This is a genomic window from Gallicola sp. Sow4_E12 (genome assembly GCF_052116305.1).
Classification (GTDB): Bacteria; Bacillota; Clostridia; order Tissierellales; family Peptoniphilaceae; genus JBQKLI01.
Window position 1 is genome coordinate 107,506 of record NZ_JBQKLI010000005.1, and the last position, 17,094, is coordinate 124,599.

General features: G+C 37.6%; 15 protein-coding genes and 2 riboswitches. Of the genes, 9 read left to right on the forward strand and 6 right to left on the reverse strand.

The features are described from left to right. The first annotated feature begins 2 nt into the window (after positions 1 to 2). Complete coding sequence (gene pflA / locus ACTQ46_RS04205) at positions 3 to 1,523, forward strand: pyruvate formate-lyase-activating protein (RefSeq protein ID WP_441747672.1); 1,521 nt, start codon at positions 3 to 5, stop codon at positions 1,521 to 1,523. Between the two features lie 85 nt (positions 1,524 to 1,608). Here the strand turns inward: pflA and ACTQ46_RS04210 are convergent, their stop codons facing one another. Beyond that, positions 1,609 to 2,331 (reverse strand): HNH endonuclease, encoded by a 723-nt coding sequence (locus ACTQ46_RS04210; RefSeq protein ID WP_441747673.1) that lies wholly within the window; start codon positions 2,329 to 2,331, stop codon positions 1,609 to 1,611. A gap of 70 nt (positions 2,332 to 2,401) precedes the next feature. On the opposite strand from ACTQ46_RS04210, the gene ACTQ46_RS04215 reads away from it, so the two are divergent. Continuing rightward, on the forward strand, positions 2,402 to 3,382 hold the full coding sequence (locus ACTQ46_RS04215; protein WP_441747674.1) for an NAD(P)-dependent oxidoreductase: 981 nt from the start codon (positions 2,402 to 2,404) through the stop codon (positions 3,380 to 3,382). A 66-nt stretch (positions 3,383 to 3,448) separates the two neighbouring features. Here the strand turns inward: ACTQ46_RS04215 and ACTQ46_RS04220 are convergent, their stop codons facing one another. Then, positions 3,449 to 4,261, reverse strand: coding sequence for an MBL fold metallo-hydrolase (locus ACTQ46_RS04220; protein ID WP_441747675.1), 813 nt, complete (start codon positions 4,259 to 4,261; stop codon positions 3,449 to 3,451). Between the two features lie 128 nt (positions 4,262 to 4,389). On the opposite strand from ACTQ46_RS04220, the gene fdhD reads away from it, so the two are divergent. The 3 genes from fdhD to ACTQ46_RS04235 all read left to right on the forward strand — a co-directional run bounded on the left by fdhD (position 4,390) and on the right by ACTQ46_RS04235 (position 6,899). After that, positions 4,390 to 5,190, forward strand: coding sequence for a formate dehydrogenase accessory sulfurtransferase FdhD (fdhD, locus tag ACTQ46_RS04225; RefSeq protein WP_441747676.1), 801 nt, complete (start codon positions 4,390 to 4,392; stop codon positions 5,188 to 5,190). Continuing rightward, on the forward strand, positions 5,183 to 6,322 hold the full coding sequence (locus tag ACTQ46_RS04230; protein WP_441747677.1) for an aminotransferase class V-fold PLP-dependent enzyme: 1,140 nt from the start codon (positions 5,183 to 5,185) through the stop codon (positions 6,320 to 6,322). The genes fdhD and ACTQ46_RS04230 overlap by 8 nt, the downstream gene beginning before the upstream one ends. Before the next feature lie 172 nt (positions 6,323 to 6,494). Then, positions 6,495 to 6,899 carry a BlaI/MecI/CopY family transcriptional regulator gene (locus ACTQ46_RS04235; RefSeq protein WP_441747678.1) on the forward strand — a complete coding sequence of 135 codons (405 nt, stop codon included), beginning with the start codon at positions 6,495 to 6,497 and terminating at the stop codon, positions 6,897 to 6,899. A gap of 178 nt (positions 6,900 to 7,077) precedes the next feature. Here the strand turns inward: ACTQ46_RS04235 and ACTQ46_RS04240 are convergent, their stop codons facing one another. From ACTQ46_RS04240 to ACTQ46_RS04250, 3 genes are all read right to left on the reverse strand, one after another. Then, complete coding sequence (locus ACTQ46_RS04240; RefSeq protein WP_441747679.1) at positions 7,078 to 8,766, reverse strand: DUF2207 family protein; 1,689 nt, start codon at positions 8,764 to 8,766, stop codon at positions 7,078 to 7,080. A 5-nt stretch (positions 8,767 to 8,771) separates the two neighbouring features. Beyond that, on the reverse strand, positions 8,772 to 9,326 hold the full coding sequence (locus tag ACTQ46_RS04245; RefSeq protein WP_441747680.1) for a LemA family protein: 555 nt from the start codon (positions 9,324 to 9,326) through the stop codon (positions 8,772 to 8,774). A gap of 687 nt (positions 9,327 to 10,013) precedes the next feature. Continuing rightward, positions 10,014 to 10,748, reverse strand: a complete 735-nt coding sequence (locus tag ACTQ46_RS04250) for a hypothetical protein (protein ID WP_441747681.1) — start codon at positions 10,746 to 10,748, stop codon at positions 10,014 to 10,016. 218 nt (positions 10,749 to 10,966) lie between these two features. On the opposite strand from ACTQ46_RS04250, the gene ACTQ46_RS04255 reads away from it, so the two are divergent. Both ACTQ46_RS04255 and ACTQ46_RS04260 read left to right on the forward strand, forming a co-directional pair. Continuing rightward, entirely contained in the window at positions 10,967 to 11,989 is a 1,023-nt protein-coding gene (locus ACTQ46_RS04255) for a PTS transporter subunit IIC (protein ID WP_441747682.1), read from the forward strand. Between the two features lie 10 nt (positions 11,990 to 11,999). After that, positions 12,000 to 12,575 (forward strand): DUF2140 family protein, encoded by a 576-nt coding sequence (locus ACTQ46_RS04260; protein WP_441747683.1) that lies wholly within the window; start codon positions 12,000 to 12,002, stop codon positions 12,573 to 12,575. A 194-nt stretch (positions 12,576 to 12,769) separates the two neighbouring features. Here ACTQ46_RS04260 and ACTQ46_RS04265 read toward each other — a convergent pair whose 3' ends face one another. Continuing rightward, complete coding sequence (locus ACTQ46_RS04265; RefSeq protein WP_441747684.1) at positions 12,770 to 13,627, reverse strand: hypothetical protein; 858 nt, start codon at positions 13,625 to 13,627, stop codon at positions 12,770 to 12,772. Between the two features lie 300 nt (positions 13,628 to 13,927). Between ACTQ46_RS04265 and ACTQ46_RS04270 the strand changes: the two genes are divergently transcribed. Together ACTQ46_RS04270 and ACTQ46_RS04275 are read left to right on the forward strand one after the other, a co-directional pair. Continuing rightward, positions 13,928 to 15,091, forward strand: a complete 1,164-nt coding sequence (locus ACTQ46_RS04270) for an AI-2E family transporter (RefSeq protein WP_441747685.1) — start codon at positions 13,928 to 13,930, stop codon at positions 15,089 to 15,091. A 376-nt stretch (positions 15,092 to 15,467) separates the two neighbouring features. Next, positions 15,468 to 16,592, forward strand: a complete 1,125-nt coding sequence (locus tag ACTQ46_RS04275; RefSeq protein WP_441747686.1) for an AI-2E family transporter — start codon at positions 15,468 to 15,470, stop codon at positions 16,590 to 16,592. 38 nt (positions 16,593 to 16,630) lie between these two features. Next, a riboswitch (TPP riboswitch) is annotated at positions 16,631 to 16,726 on the forward strand. Between the two features lie 51 nt (positions 16,727 to 16,777). Continuing rightward, a riboswitch (TPP riboswitch) is annotated at positions 16,778 to 16,873 on the forward strand. Positions 16,874 to 17,094: the final 221 nt, after the last annotated feature.

Sequence of the window (17,094 nt, forward strand, 5' to 3'; positions counted from 1 at the left end):
ACTTGAAGGAAAATAGTATTAAAGTATGGGGGAAACTTCATTCTATGGAATCTATGGGACTCGTAGACGGGCCGGGAAACAGGACACTGTTTTTTCTTCAAGGATGCCCTTTGCGATGCGCCTATTGTCATAATCCAGACGCCATTACGACCTCGGGAGGAAAAGAGATCACTCCCGAGGATATTCTAAAAACGGCCCGCAGGTATCGGACCTATCATGGGGAAGAAGGGGGTATCACATTCTCTGGAGGAGAGCCTCTCTTACAGGGAGACTTCTTATACGAAGCTTTAGAAAAGTTAAAAAACGATGGATTTAATACCTGTGTGGATACTTCTGGAATCGGAAACCCGAAGTATTACTCAAAAATCATGCCCTTAATCGACGTAATGCTTCTCGACGTAAAGGCCTTCGACGAAGAAAGTTTTAAAGATATCTGCCAAGGGGATCTCAGCGTTTATTTAAAGTTTATCCGAGATTTAGAAAAATACGGCTTTCAGGGAATGATTTGGGCAAGACATGTCATGGTGCCGGGTCTTACAGACAATAAAGAATCTATGGAGAAGTTTGTAGAAATTCTGGAACCTGTAAAAAACAGAGTCGAGCGAATTGAGATCCTTCCCTATCATACAGCGGGTGTTAAAAAATACGAAGAACTCAAGATACCCTACAGACTTGAAGGCGTGGAGCCTATGGACAAAGATAAGGCGAAGGAACTGGAAATCTACACAAACAAATATTTTACAGAATCTCTTCACAAGGAAAGAGTAGAAGAAGCAAAGAAAAAACAGAAAAAAGCCAAAAATATCCTTCAGAATGAACGGGATTTAAAAGAGAAAGACAAAGCTCTGATCGAAGAAATTAAAAGTCTTCCTCTTTTAAAAGGAATCAGCTCCGAAAAAATGGAAGAAGTCCTTAAAGAAATCCACATTATAAAGAAAAATACAAACGATTATGTTTTCCAGACAGACGACGAAGCTTCTTATATGTATTTGATCTTAAAAGGCCAGGTTAAAATATTCTATAATACTATCGATGGAAAAGAGCAGATCTTCTATATTTATAGAGATCAGGATTTTGTAGGAGGGTTGAACCTTTTGGAACATGAGTCGTATCTGTATAATGGACAAGCACTAACAGACTGCGAAATTATTTCGATTCCCAGGGAGGTGTTTGAAGAATATATCCTTACAAATCCGGAATCTTTAAAAATCATTTTAAAAATGAGCTTTGAAAGAATCCGCTGGGCAGAAGATCTGATCCAAAGACTCTCAACATCGAATGCATCCATGAAAACGGCAGGTCTTTTATTGCGGCTGAAAAACAGTATCGGAGTAGAAACAGAAGAAGGAATCAAACTGGAACTTTCTTTAAATAGAGAAGAACTGGGGAACTATTCCGGTTTAACAAGAGAAACCGTCACAAGAAAACTAGGAGAATTTAAAGAACTAGGCTATATCGACCTGATTGGAAATAAAATAATTTTGATTAAAGACCTGGAGGCCTTGGAAGACTTTGTTTTTTAAGTTCTCTCAAGGCTTAAAATTATAATGATGAACTGAATTACCCATAATAATGGAAATTAAAGAGACCGCCTATTAAGCGGTCTTTTTAGCCTATTACAATACCGTCGCCTTTTGTTCGGGTGATGGTTTTTGGTTTTTCAAAGGGGTTGGATGGTGGAAGGTTAAGCATTCTTTTGCCTTTAAAGAAGAAAGAGTCTTGTGTTAGAACGATTTCGTTGTTCGTAGAATCGATAACCAGCTGAAGCTTGTATTCCTTGTCTTCATCTTCGATAATGAGATTATTGTTCTGATACTCTATAGTCCAGTTTAATGTGGCAATAACAACTTCATTATCGACGATAAGAAGGGTAATATTGTTTTTGTTATCGATCATACAGATCGTAAGGGTTAAGCCTTCTTTTTTCTTTTCTAATTTAACGATGGGAAAGTTTCTGTATTTAATAGCGGCAAAGCTGTCTTTTTCCTTCATAAAAACACGCATCAAATGATTTGATCCGATTTTAAGCTGAACGACATCGCTTTGAAAATCTATTTCGTATTCTCCAAGACGTGATTTCTCAGGCTTAAAAGGATTGAGTCGGGCTTCTTCTAAAGATTCTTCGCTAAGGCTGCCTTTTCTTGCTTCTTTAAAATGTTTTGGGCAAAGGAGAACTACATTAGAAGAACTTGGTTTTTCTGTATAAAACTTTTTTAAGGGATAATATTCAAAAATAGGCGTACCGCAGACAACACAACGGCGATGGTCTCTGTTTTGAACTGTTTTTTTAACTTTTTCAGGAATTTCTTTTGGTATATTCATTTCTTTCATTTTATTCACCTCTATATATAGTATTATCAGTATATCATGAAAAAGAAATGCAGGAAAAGGAGAGATGATTATGAAAGCTGTTTCATTTGATTTTGGAGAAAAATATAAAAAAGAATTTGAGAAATTAAAAAAAGAAGAAATCGAGTTAAGATATCTTCCTTTTCATTTAAATAAAGATACAATAGATAAAATAAAAGAGGAAGAAGTCGTCGTTATTACAACAGCCAGCAAAATAAACAAAGAGCTGGCAGAAGGTTTAAAGAAAAAAGGAGTGCGTGTCCTATTAACGACGTCTGCAGGGTATGAACATATCGATGTAAAAGCCGTTAAAGAGCAGGGAATCCTCGTTGGAAACATTCCTTCCTATTCTCCTTCCGCGATATCCGAATATGTACTGATGACCCTTTTAATGAGTTTAAGAAAAATGAAAACACAGATGAAAAATATACAGAACAAAAGATTTCTTCTGGAAGGAGTACGCGGCAGGGAGTTGGGAGAACTTGCGGCCGGTGTAATCGGAGGAGGCAGGATTGGATTTGAAACCTGTAAACTTCTGAAGGCTTTTACAAAAAAAGTCTATGTACATGATCCTTATCCCAGAGAAGAAATGAAAACCGTTGCAGAGTATGCTGGATTAGAGGAGATCTACAAAAACTGCGATATTATAATTCTACACTGCTCTTTAAATGAAGGAAACTATCATATGATTGATAAAGACAGCATTCTCCGGTTAAAGAGCGGAGTTTTGCTTATAAATCCTTCTCGAGGAGGGCTGGTGGATTATAAAGCTGTTTTAGAGGGGCTTCAGGACGGAAAAATCAGCGGACTTGTCTTTGATGTATATGAGGGAGAGGAGAATATTATAGGGAAGTCTTTTCAAGAAGGAGAACTTAAAGATCCGGTTTTTCTTGATCTTATCGAACGGGAAGATGTAATCTATACCAACCACACAGCCTTTTACACAGATAAAGCTATAAGAAATATGGTTAAAAGTATTTTAACGGATATTGTCTTGTTTACAAAAGAAGGAAGAATTGAAAATCCTTTATAAAGAATCAAACAAAAAATGCTGCCCCTTACAGAGGCAGCATTTTTTGCGGGAAGGAGCAAACCGATTTTATAGAATAATTCGGTCTCCCGCTCGGATTGTTTTTATTTTGGAAGAATTTTTTAAGAGATATTCTGTTTCTTTAAGTCCTGTACAGTGGCAGGTATAATACTCAGCTTTTGTTGTTTTTATAAAATCGATAAGATCATCCAGTTCCTGCTCTTGAATGCCTTTTTTGTTTTCCAAGTGAAAACCTCCTACTACAACATCAGGATATTTTCCATAAAGAGAAAAGACGTGATTTAAAATATTGATAATACCTGTATGGGAACAGCCTGTAAATAAAACGGATTTTCCGTTATCCTCTATAAATAGAGACTGTTCATGATCAAAGGGGTCGTCTTCATAGCCGCTCTCTGCCAAGACTTTCAGGGAAGAGGCAGAAGAAGCTCTTGGAAGATAGGAGTTTACACCGGATACTAGTTCGATACCTTGTTCGATTTCCTCTTCTTCTTGGGGAAAGATCAGCCGAGGATTGTTTTTTAAATTTTTATCCAATCCGATAAAACGGAAGTTTCCTGCGCTGTCTTCAGAATAAAGAGGAAGAAAAGCAGAAGAACGGATATAGATTTTCCCGATTTTATTGTGTTCTAAAAAATATTGTAATCCGCCGCCATGGTCATAATGACCGTGGGATAAAATCAAATAGTCAACCGCAGAAATCGATTTTTTTAGAAGCTTTGCATTTTTAAGGAATAGATCATCTTGACCTGTATCAAAAAGTATGTTTTTGTCGGCTGTTTCGATATAGAGACTTAAGCCGTGCTGTCCCATAATCTCTTTTCTAGTACTTCTATTGTCCACAAGTGCTGTTATAATCATGGGACACCTCCTTATTATATTAATTCTTATTATACAAAAAAATAGTTATTTGTTAAGGGTTTATTCTCCTTTTATCTAAATAGGGTATTATAGATAGAGGATAAGAAAATAGAAAGGAAGTTAAATCTATGGAAAATAAAATTACTCGTTCGATTTTTTTCAAAAGAAAAGAAGAAGAGTTTTTAATAAAAGAAGATGTTATTGTAGAAGAAAAAGCGCTCACACTGTATGCGAATGACAGTGAAATCGCAACTGTAGTCTGCTCTCCTTGGGAGCTTGAGTATATGAGTTATGGATTTCTTTTTTCAGAAGGAATCTTAAGAGATATCGATGATGTGGAAGATTTCTATTTAGACGAAGAAAAAGGACAGGCTTTTTTGGAGATCAAAGGGTTTGAAGAGAATCCTTCAGGAAGGCTGTTTATGAAACGAGTTGTCAATACCTGCTGCGGAAGAAGCCGAGCTTCTTTCTACTATTCTAATGACGCTCTGCTTGCTAAAACGGTGGATTCTAAGATACAAATAAAGGATGTCCAGGTCTTTACTCTGATGGAAGAACTGGAAGAACAAGCTGTTTTATTTAAAGAAACAGGGGGTGTTCATAGTGCAGCGCTAACGGATGGAAAAGAGATTTTGTCTTTTCATCAGGATATAGGAAGACATAACACCCTTGACCGGATACTAGGACAGGCGAAGCTTGAAAAAACATCCTTAGAAGATAAAATGATTCTTTTTAGCGGAAGAGTCGCTTCGGAGATCGTCCTTAAAATTTCAAAGATGGGGATTCCGATTTTGATCTCCCGTTCAGCTCCTTCAAGTCTTGCCTTGGATCTGGCAGAGGATTTAGGAATTACAGTTATCGGTTTTGCGAGAGAGAATCGTTTCAGCGTATACACTCATCCGGAAAGAGTTGAGGGAATCGATGAATAGAATATATTTAGATCAAGGAGCTACGACATTTCCAAAGCCGGAAGAAGTATATAGTGCAGTAAAAGAAGGAATGGAGCATTCTTTTAATCCCAGCAGAGGAGCTTATAAATCAGCACAAAAAACTGAGCGGAAGATCGAAGGGGGCAGACGAAAGCTTCTTCAGTTTTTTGATGCCCGAAAAGATCAGAGGCTCATTTACAGCTACAGCGGAACGGATGGACTCAATACATTGCTCTATGGTCTTTTAGATAAAGAAAAAAGAGTGATCATGGGACCTTTCGAACATAATGCAGTGTATAGACCTTTAAAGGACCTAGAACAACAGGGAATGGAACTGAGAATCGCCGAAGCAGGAGAAGAATACGAAATAGATCTCCTTTCTTTCGAAGAAGAGTGCAGAAAAGGAGTCGACTATGGTGTGTTTTCTTATACTTCAAATGTAACCGGAATTTCTCTTCCTATAAAAAAAATGGCGGAGATCCTTCACCGGTATGGAGGTAAAATGATTATAGACGCAGCTCAGGCTGCCGGTCATCAAAAGATTTCCCTGAAGGAAGAAGGGATCGATTATATGGCCTCTTCTGGACATAAAGGTTTATTCGGTCCTATGGGAACAGGAATTATTATTCTTCCGGAAGATTCTGATATTATATCTTTTCGAAGAGGAGGAACTGGAATTCATTCCGAATCGCCGGAAATGCCAAAAGAACTTCCCTTTCGATTGGAAGCAGGTACGTTAAATGTTCCGGGGATTTTCGGGCTTATAGCCGGGGCAAAGTGGCTGCTAAATAAAGGATTGGATGAGATCCATGGGAAAGGAATTGTCCTTACAAACCGCTGTATCGAAGCTTTTGAAGGGGAAGAGGGGATTGAAATTTATTCGATTAAGAATAAATCCCAGATCTTTTCTTTTAATATCAAAGGAAAAGACTCCCAGTCTATGGCATCCGTTTTAGATCAGGCTTATGGCATAGCCCTTAGAGGAGGGCTTCATTGTGCTCCTTTAGCCCATAAAACCATCGATACTTTTCCCGAAGGAGTACTCCGGGCAAGTTTTAGCGTATTTACAGAGGAAAAAGATGTTGATTTACTTATTCAGGCTATAAAGGATATAATAAAAGTCAGAAAATGATATATAATTAAGATAATAATAAGCGGAAGAAAGGAAGTTGTTTATAAAAAAGACTTGTTATTATTAAAAAGCATGCTAGTATTAATAGTAGTGAAGGAGTTATCTGTTATATAAGTCTATAGATAACGAAGGGAGAGAAAAAACAAAATATGCTAAAAGAGAGGAGAAGATGATGGCTAAACCAAATTTTACCTTATCAAAGAATGAAAGAGAAATAATGGACACGTTATGGAGAGAGGATAGACCTTTAACAAGAAGGGATATTATTAATTTTTGTGAGAATAAATCTTGGAAAGAAAGTTCCATCCACATTTTACTAAATCAGCTTTTAGAAAAAGAAGCGATTCAAGTCACTGGATTTGTGAAAATTGTAAAAAATTATGGAAGAACTTTTGAACCGACTGTAACAAGAGAAGAATTTGAAATTATGGAACTGAAAAATAATTTTAAAGATTTAAATCCAAATCCTTCTGTTATTCCAGGTTTTATTTCTTTCTTAATTGAAGAAAATGAAATTTCAAAGGAAAAGATTGAAGAACTTCAAGCAAAGCTTGAAGAGCGTAAAAAGAATATGTAGTTTAATAAGAGAAGTCCAAAAGTGCTGTCGCAGAAGAGGTCCTGGAGAATGGATTTAGTTATATAAAAAATAGGTCTAGGATTGATTGTGAATGCTTCAGATAGTAAAAAAGATCTACTATTATGGATTTTAAGATAAATAAAAAGACTGCCTCAACATTTGTTGAAGGCAGTCTTTTTTATCTTGTACCGCCGCCAGATCCTCCGCCGAAAGATCCGCCTCCGCCTCCGATACTTGAAGAGCCTCCGCTTCCTGCGGAACGGGCACTGTCATAGGAAGATTGAATTGCGCTGCTGTATAAATAACTGTGATGGATATAATAAGGATAGAATACAGTATCGTTTTGGAAACCAGGTTCTAGGGTTTCGAATTCCTTATAGACTTCCTCAGCAATTCCATAAATAGCTGCGTAGATAAGATAGTCTTCCCATAAATGAACATTATAGGAATCTCGTTCATTTAAAAGAGAATATTCTTCCAAGTAATTCTTAAACATAATATTTTTATCTAGAAGAGTTTGTCCAGAGTCCGTCAGAACGTTCATTTTATATTTATAATGACCGCCGTCTTCTCGTTCTTCTAGATAACCTTCTTCTGTAAGGGCAGATACAGAATGTCCTTCTAGATGCATAAAGAAATTGTCGTACTTTACATAATTCTTTTTGAAATATTTTTTTAAATCTTCTTCCTCTAATCGGTTTTTTCCGTCTGCCGCTTCCATTAAGAGATTATAAAATTCTTTTTCGGAAGCAGTATTGAGGGAAGGAGATTTATGAAAGAGCATAGAGACCTCTTCTCTTTTGATAATTGAACCTTTTTCACTACTTTTAAACTCGATGGCTCCTTCTTTGATCCATTTTAGCAGAAAAGCGGTTATTATATTTTCTTTTGTGAAGAAAGAGGTATATCCAAGGATATGTGAAAGGTTTGAAAACGCACCTGTATAAGGAAGCTCTCTAAAATACTCTTTTTCCAGCATTTTTTCTCTGGATTTATACTCTTTCGTAAGTTTCCTCATCCAAGCACTGGAACGATAGCTCCTTACTCCTGCAATAATCGCAAAGGGTGCAGCTATTACAGAGAGACCTATAAACAATAAGCCGATGATTTCGAAAAAACGATCTGTCGAAGAATTTTCTTCTTCTCTTCCATAATCGCTTCCTTCAAAGGCTTGTTCCCGAAGTTCTTCCTGGGTTTTGTTTAAGGAAGAGGAGGTGTTGAAATAGTTTTCTGGAAACTGGAGCAGAAGTGTTGCGAAATGACTGGATTTCAAAGATTCGCTGGAGCGGGCCTTGATTTCCCCTGTACTTTCATCCAGAACTACTTCGCCAGGATAGCCGAAACTCCACATATTAACATCATCTTTTGTGAAAGGCTTAAACCCTTTAACCGTAATTTCGATCTCTTCTGGGGGAGTGCTTAGTTTATCATTTATAAAACGCCAATAGAGAGACTGGCCGTCTTCTAAAGCCTTGACCATATTTGTAACGGTATACTCGAATTCGTATTTATGATCTCCGTACTCTCCAACACCAAACACAAGCTCTAATCCATTGTTTGTTTTTAGAATGCCGCTTTTTCCTGCCTTTTCTTCCCGGCTTCGATCTGAATCCCAATTGTTAATGGGTTCGAGAGGAGTTCCATTATCGGAAACTTTGAAATTTAAAATTTTGCTGTCCCCAAGATTTTCTATAGGCAGATACTTTTCGGTCCCTTTTGTTTCTTTTGCAATCCATGTGTTTTTCACAAGTCCATCGCCATTTTCCTGGAGTTCAACATCCACCTTCCAGTTATAAAATTCCTGAGCATAGGCTGGATGGGGAAGAAGAATCATTGTAAATAGCAGTAGTAATAATATCCTTTTCATAATCGTTACCAATTCGGCATTTCGTTTTTTGTATCAGTTTGGGCAAAATATTCTTCTTTTGAAAAGCCCAATATTCCGGCTAAGAGATTTATAGGGAAAGACTGAACTCTGCGGTTGTGTTTTGTCACCGTATCGTTATAAATCATACGAGAATGTCTTACATTATCTTCGAAATCTCTCACATTGGTCATAGTATTTTGATAAACTCTGCTGGCTTTAAGATCTGGATAATTTTCTGCCACGACGTTGATTTGGCCTAATACCTTTTCAAATTGCTGGTCGTCTTGTTCCAACTCCTCCACAGAAGAATTTCGAGTGGCTTTTGTTCTTTGTCTAGTTGTGTTTTCGATGACTTCCTTTTCATAATCAGAATATTGTTTTGCTGCTGAAATAAGATTTGTCAGTGCATCCCAGCGGGATTCGATTTGAGCTGCAATTTGTCCTTTTGCATTGTAAATCATTTCTCGGCTTTGAACTAAGCTGTTGTAGACGGAAACGACAAATACAAGGATAAGCAGGACAATTATAGCGATAATACTAAACAGTAGTAAAATATTCATAATAATCTCCTTTCGATAGTTGATAATTATATCTTAGCATAAAAGAATGAGGGGAGCTTTAAAAGAAAGAGTGTGAGAGCCTTAAAAGAAAGTGTGTGAGAGGGGAGAGGGGAGTTGAGGAGGAAAATAAGAATTACGCTTATTTTCCATGTTTGAAAAAGGCGTCGTTAGACGCTCCAATACTTCTAAGCGTTGGGGGTGTAAGAGGAGAGGGTTTGGGGGAGGAAAATTGGCCGATCATTTCTAGCCAAGAACGGAAAATCACCGTCCTTGGGAAATGAGTGGCATGAGCTAGACCTAACTTAGTTTTTGTTTTTTACGAAAACTTTAGTAGGTCTGGTGCAATTCATTCTCCAAATGAACGGATCTTCATTTGGCTAAGAATGATCTGCTGACCTGCAACCAAATCAAAATACCTGATTTGGGCTAGGGCTTCAGAGTGTGGAGAGGGGAGTTAATGTAGAAACAAAAGACATGTTTCATTTATTATATTACAAAACTTGGGCTTAGTGATGCAAGGATCTATTGCTGTTAAGGGTAAGGTATAGAGGAGAGAGGGGAAGGAGAGTCTGATCTTTTCTGGCTAATTACGGGAGATGTTGTTCTGAAATTTATATATCAGTTGGTGAAGGGTTTAAGCAAAAAAGACAAACTCTATGAAAAGTGCTAGAGTTTGTCTTTGGTTTTTTATTGAGGGAAAACGCCTGTTGCATTGATTAATACGCTTTCGTTTTCAAAACCTTGAATGGTTCCGGATACACGTACTGTTGAGCCTGGTTGTACTTCTTCAGTAAAATCTGTGGAGGTAAATACTTTAGCCATATCTTCGCTTAGATCTCCGCCGATACTTTCAAGCAGGATCTCGCTAGAGCTTGTTTGAAGTACGGTTCCGTTGATTACAACTTTATCTCCTGCTTTAGGAGCGGGATCTTCGTTGATTTTTTCTAGTTCTTCTTCATTATAGCCGGAAGCTTTCGAGATGATATTGACTGTGTTGGCAGATAAAACACCTTGAGAGCTTAATCCTTGAATTTCGATAACGTCGCCTTCTTCGAAATTCTTATCGCCTTGATATCCAGAAAGGTTCAATGTCATATCTTCTAATGTTTTGTCCGCTGCTGCATTATAAACATTTGTTATTTTATAGGAATCCTTTGAATTTTTTGAAGAGATAGCAGCTTGAACGGTAATGTTTTCTCCTGTAGTTTCTGGTTTCACGTTTTGAGGGGTTTCTTCGACAGTGTTTGCAACTTTAGATTCTTCTTTATTTTCTGTTTTGACCTTTTCTTTTTCTTCTTGTGCTGATGGTTTTACTTCAATATCTTCAGAAGCTACATTCTCGTTCGTTTCTTTTTTCTCTCCGCCTGAGCAGCTTGCTAAAAATATTATAGATAAAAATAGTATAAGTACTTTGATTTTCATAATAACCTCCTTAAACTCTTTTTTGAGCTATCTTAATTATAGAGTAAATTTCCACCTTTAGCAAATATGGAAATGGAGAATTCTGCCCTTAATTATTACAATATAGCTAAGAAAGATACAGAAAAGGTCTTTAAAAGAGTAGCCGAACGCATAAGGTGGTGCTATAATAATGGAAGCCATTGTATATACAATGGTATCGACTTTTACAGGAGGATAAAATGAAAGAATTTTTAAAGAGAAAAGAAATAGAAATCTCATGGCAGCGTTATGGGATTGATGTTTTAGGCTCTATGGCTTATGGATTATTTGCATCCTTATTAGTGGGAACAATATTAAATACAATCGGCAAAGAAGCGGGCATACAGTTTTTAACTGAATACATATCGCCGATAGCATCAAAAAGTGCAGGGGCAGCCATTGGCATCGCAGTAGCGTATGCATTAAAGGCGCCGCCTTTAGTATTGTTTGCTTCAGCTGTTGTAGGAACAGCAGGATATGAACTCGGGGGTCCTGTAGGAACGCTTTTTTCCGTTTTAATCGGAGCAGAATTTGGCAAAATGGTTTCGAAAGAGACGAAGATCGATATTCTGATTACCCCTATCGTCACTATTTTGATCGGCGGAGTAATCGCATCCTTTTTAGGACCGCCGTTAAACGCGTTGATGTCGGGAATCGGAGCTGTTATAATACAAGCAACAAATCTGCGTCCTTTTTTAATGGGAGTGATTGTTTCAGTTATTGTAGGGATGGTTTTAACTCTTCCGATTTCTTCAGCAGCACTTTGCATGATGCTGGGGCTTGCGGGACTTGCAGGGGGAGCGGCAGCGGCAGCGGCAGGATGCTCTGCTCAAATGATCGGTTTTGCAGTGATCAGCTTTAAAGAGAACGGCTGGGGAGGATTAAGCGCTATCGGGATAGGCACGAGTATGCTTCAAGTTCCTAATATTATGAGAAACTGGAGGATTTGGATTCCTCCTACAATTGCATCGGCAGTCGTTGGACCCTTATCAACTTTGGTTTTTAAAATGGAAAATACGCCGTTAGGCTCTGGAATGGGAACCTGCGGTCTGGTAGGGCAGATAGAAGCTTTTAATGCAATGGAAGGTGTGCCGTTTATGTCGGTTCTAACTGGTATTTTGGCAACTCATATTATATTGCCGGCAATTATTTCTTATGTCTTCTATGCGATTTTAAAGAATATCGGATGGATCAAAGACGGAGATTTGAAACTTAATTATTAGAGGTGAAGTCATGAATCCTTGGAAAAAAGCCTTTTTAATATTAGCTGCAGTGGTTGCAGGGGTTGTTCTAGCACTTTCGCTGATTTTTTTCACTTCTATTAAGAAGACAGAAGAACCAGCAAAGATTCCGCCAGTGAAAGCAGAGGGTATTGAAATTGAAATGATTTTTACAAATCAGGAGCTGGAAAATCTTTTAAATCTCCAGCTTGAAAAAGAATCCGCTCCTCTTCGGATACAGATAGAAGATGTTGTGAGTTTAAAAGGCAGTATACCGATTTTTTCCTTTGAGCTGCCTTTGGAGATCAAAGCAGAAGCTTCCCCTGCAGAAGAAGGGCGGATTGCTCTGGAGATTATAGAAATCTCTGGAGAGAGCATTCAGTTTCCCAGAGGGATTGTATTATCGGCATTAGCTCAGGTATTAGATCAAACATTCTTTGTGATTGAGCCGGATCAAAATCGTTTAGTCATCGATCCGAATCAGCTGGCAGAAGGTTTTTTTCTGTCGGCAAAAGAGATTAACTTAAAAGAAAATAAGATTTCTTTTACTACAATTATCGACGAGAAGTATCTTGTTCCGGTAAAATAAAAAACCCCTATTTACGGGAGAAAAGAGATTAAAGAAAAGAGTGGAGTGTGGAGAGGGGAGAGGGGAGTTATGGTAGAAACAAAAGGCATGTTTCTTTTGAGATAAAGAAGAGTATGGACTTTACCGTAGCTAGGAAAACTAATAAACAAAACGATTCACACCCCTTAAAGAGCTGATGCTTTAAGGGGTCTTTTTTATTTTTCTAAATCAACAGGAGGTGCCGGGGTATAAAGGTCATCATAGTAATGAATGATTCCTGAAGTGGCAATCATTACTCCAAAGGCCAATGCTCCTAATTTTCCTCCTTTTCCAGGGAAGATAGGAGAAGTATAGAAGTAGCTTAAGGAGCACATTAATCCTGCGATAATTGTAAATTTATAACTTCTAAAATGTTCAAAGGCGCTCATCCCAACGAATGTTCCGCAAAATAAGGTGGTTGCATATAAACTGCCATGGACGGGAAAGAGCCCAGGCAGAATCAAACCGCCTACGATGCCAATAATAGCCGAGCTTGTAACTGCGGAATGTTTTGCATAATCTCGAATCCATAAAGTACCGATGGTCCCTGCGACAATAAGGGCGGGGATCATAATATCGAAACGGGGAATTAGATTTGGGGCGGAAAAGACAAACCGATTTTTAAAATATGCTGTTATCATCGTTCCGAAAAATGCGCAGGCTCCCAACTTTCCCCCATATCCTACATATAAAGGCTGGGTTCCCGCAAGGAGAAGGCCAGCGATAAAACCAGAAATTACAACAGCTTCAACATTCGTCAAAACTCCTGTACTGGTCATGCCGACAAAAGATCCGCAATAGATGGGCACCTCTATTTTGGGGAATAAAAGAGCTCCAAGCAATCCAACAAGAGAAGATGCGATTACGCTTCCAAGTTCTGTATAATGGTTGATAGCATAGGTAAGAACAGAAGAGAGGATTACGATACCTAGAGTTTTAAGCTGATTTTCTTTAAAGGAGGGAAGGCAGTATTTCAAAAACTGTGTTTTCAGTTTGAGAATTCCCTTTTTTACCCTTAAAAACATGAAAATCAAGATAATCACTATGACAAAGATAGAGGGAATATGATTGTATCGGACCGCCTGATAAAGGGCGATGCTGTATAAACCAAGAACTAATAAAGACAGTAAAAAAATGCTGCATGAGTTATGATTTTTGCCATATTCCAGTTCCTTTCTGAAGTAGTTATTCTAAAGAAAGAATATCATATATGGGCTCCCAGGAGAATAATTTGTTCCTATAAAAACAGTACATAATAATGAAAAAACGAATCTTCTATCGACATTCCTCTTTTTAATTGATAAGATAAATTTAATTCATGAGGAGGAAAATATATGAAACTAAAAGTCCATCATAATGTATGGAAGATTATTCTTTTTATAGGGATCGTACTGCTGATTATATTTCGATTTGATCACTTTACGGCGATTGTCAAAAGAATAGGTGCAGCAGCTACCCCGATATTGATCGGATTAGCCTTAGCTTTCATTCTTAATATCATAATGGTTAAGTATGAGAAACTCTATTTCCCAAAAAGCACGAGAAATAGAGTTGTAAAGTCTAGAAGACCTATCTGCTTAACATTGGCGATTTTAAGTGTGCTTCTTGTATTTTATTTTATCGGAAGCATGGTCATTCCACAGTTTATCAAATCTGTACAAGTTTTAGTTGCATCTTTGCCGGAACTGGCACAGAAGGCTTGGAATTTTGCAATAGAAAGAGGATTAGATCCTACTCAAGTCGGTATCAATCCAGACATGTGGAACCAGCCGAGTTCAGAGCTTGTTCAAAAAGCAATGGAATTTGGACGGAATTTCATGGGAGGATTCCTTAATATAATCACATCTGTATTTGGTGTAGTGACAAATATTTTGATGGGATTTGCCTTTGCAATCTTTTTACTAGGAGGGAAAGAAAAAATTCTTCATAGTATAGGAAGAGTTTTAAAAGCCTATCTGCCAAAAGAAAAAGTGATTACCCTTTATAGAAATGCAGCTGTGTTTAATCAAACATTTAAAGATTTCTTCGGAGGACAATTTATCGAAGCGATTATTATAGGAGTAATAGCAACATCTGGAATGCTCCTTCTGCGTCTGCCCTATGCGACAATGATTGGTTCTGTAGTAGGACTTACGAATATAATACCTATTATCGGTCCCTTTATCGGAGGGGCAATCGGAGTACTGTTGATTCTTTTGGAAAATCCGATTCAAGCACTTGTGTTCGCTGCTTTTGTGCTGGTTCTTCAGCAGATTGAAGGAAATATCCTTTATCCAAGAGTGGTAGGAAGTTCTATCGGGCTTGCAGGGATCTGGGTTTTCGCTGCAATTATTTTAGGAACAGGTTTGTTCGGGCTTATCGGAGCACTGCTTGCAGTACCGATAACTGCATCCCTTTATAAGATTTTAAAATATGATGTAGAGAAAAAAGAAGAAGCTCTTAGAGAAAAAATTAAAAAGGATTATGATCCGGAAATCGTAATTGTAGAACACGAATAGCATTTTAGCCAGGTCTTTATGCAATCAAAGAAGCAGACAAAGTGCCAATCTTAAATAAGTAACTTCCTTCAGCCTTTCAATTCCCGCTAAGATACAGTTTCACTCTTGATGTTCAAGAGCGAGGCTGTATCTTAGCGGAGAAAAGGATTTCATAAAATTCTCAGATAAGTATTTTTATCCATAGTTTTAGATAGTTCATTCTATAAGAATTCTCGTTTCAAAATATAATCTTTTAGTAGAAAATTTCCCGCCCGTGAATGTAACAAGAAGATATACGATCTATAATCTATCCCTGCCATTTTATGGGTAGATTAAAAGAAATGTAATAGGAGGAAGCTAAATGAAATTAAAAGTACATCAAAATATTTGAAAGATTGTGCTATTTGCAGGAGCAGTTCTTCTAATCGTATTTAGATTTGACCATTTTATAGCTGCTATAAGGTCAGTCGTATCTGCATCCATTCCGATTTTAATAGGACTTATATTAGCTTTTATATTAAATATTCTTATGGTTAAATTTGAGAAGATTTATTTTCCTAAAAGTGATAACAAAAAGATCATTAAGTCAAGAAGACCTGTAGCGTTGTTGTTATCGGTTCTAACCGTGCTTATTGTGTTTTATATTGTGGGAGGATTGGTTATCCCTCAGTTTATCGACTCTATTCAAGTGGTTATCGGCGCCTTGCCTCAATTCGCTCAAAATCTTTGGGATTTTGCCGTAAAAAGAGGCTTAGATCCTACCGAGGTTGGTATCAGTCCGGATTTATGGAATCAGCCCAGTTCTCAGCTGATACAACGAGTAATGGAGCTGGGGAGAAATTTCCTAGGCGGATTCTTATCGGTTATTACCTCGGTGTTTGGACTTTTTACGAATGTTTTAATGGGTCTGGGATTTGCGATATTCCTGCTTGCAGGAAAAGAAAAGATCCTTACAAATATCGGCAGAGTCATGAAAGCCTATCTGCCAATAGAAACAGTACGCACAATATACAGAAATTCGGCGGTAGTCAATGATACCTTTAGAGACTTCTTTGCAGGCCAGTTTACAGTGGCGGCTATATTGGGAATCATCACAACAATTGCGTTGTTTATCTTCCAATATCCCCATGTAACAATGATAGGATCCGTTATAGCCCTGATGGATATTATACCGATTATCGGTCCCTTTATCGGAGGGGCGATAGGCGCTTTGATTCTCTTCTTAGAAGATCCTATGAAAGCTGTATGGTTCGTTTTGTTTATTCTTATACTCCAGCAAGTAGAAAGCAACATTATCTACCCGCGTATCGTAGGAGGCTCTATCGGACTCGGCGGAATATGGGTCTTTGCAGCAGTTATTTTAGGAACAGGAATCTTCGGGATTTTAGGAGCCTTGTTAGCAGTACCGATCGTTGCTTCAGTGTATAAAATTCTAAAGTATGATGTGGAAAAAATAGAAGAAGAAAGAAGAGAAAAAATAGAAGAGGAAATGGATAGAGAAATAGAAATTGTAGAACATTAATTGATTTTTATTCTGCAAGTGCTATAATGAAAACAATTAAATAGATGCAGGGGAACAATTTTGTTGAGAAGGCACAGCCTGACCCTTAGAACCTGTCAGTTAATACTGTCGTAGGGAGCAAACATGAAAAGCAGATGTTTTGTCGTTACGACCTTTTAACGGCAAGCATCTTTTTTATTGCAAATAAATCATTGCAGGGGAACGTTTTAGTTGAGAAGGCACAGCCTGACCCTTAGAACCTGTCAGTTAAGACTGTCGTAGGGAGCAGACAAAGAGACTTGTGTTTTGTTGTAGACCCTTACGACAAAACATTTTTTTATGCAGATGAATTATCATACTAAGTGCAACACTGAAAATAAAAACTCATAGAAAATACTCTATGATAAAATGTGAGTGATCAAACAAACATTTTAAAGGAGTAAAATACTATGAGTTATTCACATCTTACCATAGAAGAAAGATCTTGTATCTATCAATTTAAAAACTTAGGGATGAGTATAAG

What these genes read in the sequence shown, in the direction of transcription:
- ACTQ46_RS04210 (WP_441747673.1), bottom strand. Translation starts at nt 2,331, where the DNA reads ATGAAAGAAATGAATATACCAAAAGAAATTCCTGAAAAAGTTAAAAAA.
- ACTQ46_RS04215 (WP_441747674.1), top strand. Translation starts at nt 2,402, where the DNA reads ATGAAAGCTGTTTCATTTGATTTTGGAGAAAAATATAAAAAAGAATTT.
- ACTQ46_RS04220 (WP_441747675.1), bottom strand. Translation starts at nt 4,261, where the DNA reads ATGATTATAACAGCACTTGTGGACAATAGAAGTACTAGAAAAGAGATT.
- fdhD (WP_441747676.1), top strand. Translation starts at nt 4,390, where the DNA reads ATGGAAAATAAAATTACTCGTTCGATTTTTTTCAAAAGAAAAGAAGAA.
- ACTQ46_RS04230 (WP_441747677.1), top strand. Translation starts at nt 5,183, where the DNA reads ATGAATAGAATATATTTAGATCAAGGAGCTACGACATTTCCAAAGCCG.
- ACTQ46_RS04235 (WP_441747678.1), top strand. Translation starts at nt 6,495, where the DNA reads ATGGCTAAACCAAATTTTACCTTATCAAAGAATGAAAGAGAAATAATG.
- ACTQ46_RS04240 (WP_441747679.1), bottom strand. Translation starts at nt 8,766, where the DNA reads ATGAAAAGGATATTATTACTACTGCTATTTACAATGATTCTTCTTCCC.
- ACTQ46_RS04245 (WP_441747680.1), bottom strand. Translation starts at nt 9,326, where the DNA reads ATGAATATTTTACTACTGTTTAGTATTATCGCTATAATTGTCCTGCTT.
- ACTQ46_RS04250 (WP_441747681.1), bottom strand. Translation starts at nt 10,748, where the DNA reads ATGAAAATCAAAGTACTTATACTATTTTTATCTATAATATTTTTAGCA.
- ACTQ46_RS04255 (WP_441747682.1), top strand. Translation starts at nt 10,967, where the DNA reads ATGAAAGAATTTTTAAAGAGAAAAGAAATAGAAATCTCATGGCAGCGT.
- ACTQ46_RS04260 (WP_441747683.1), top strand. Translation starts at nt 12,000, where the DNA reads ATGAATCCTTGGAAAAAAGCCTTTTTAATATTAGCTGCAGTGGTTGCA.
- ACTQ46_RS04270 (WP_441747685.1), top strand. Translation starts at nt 13,928, where the DNA reads ATGAAACTAAAAGTCCATCATAATGTATGGAAGATTATTCTTTTTATA.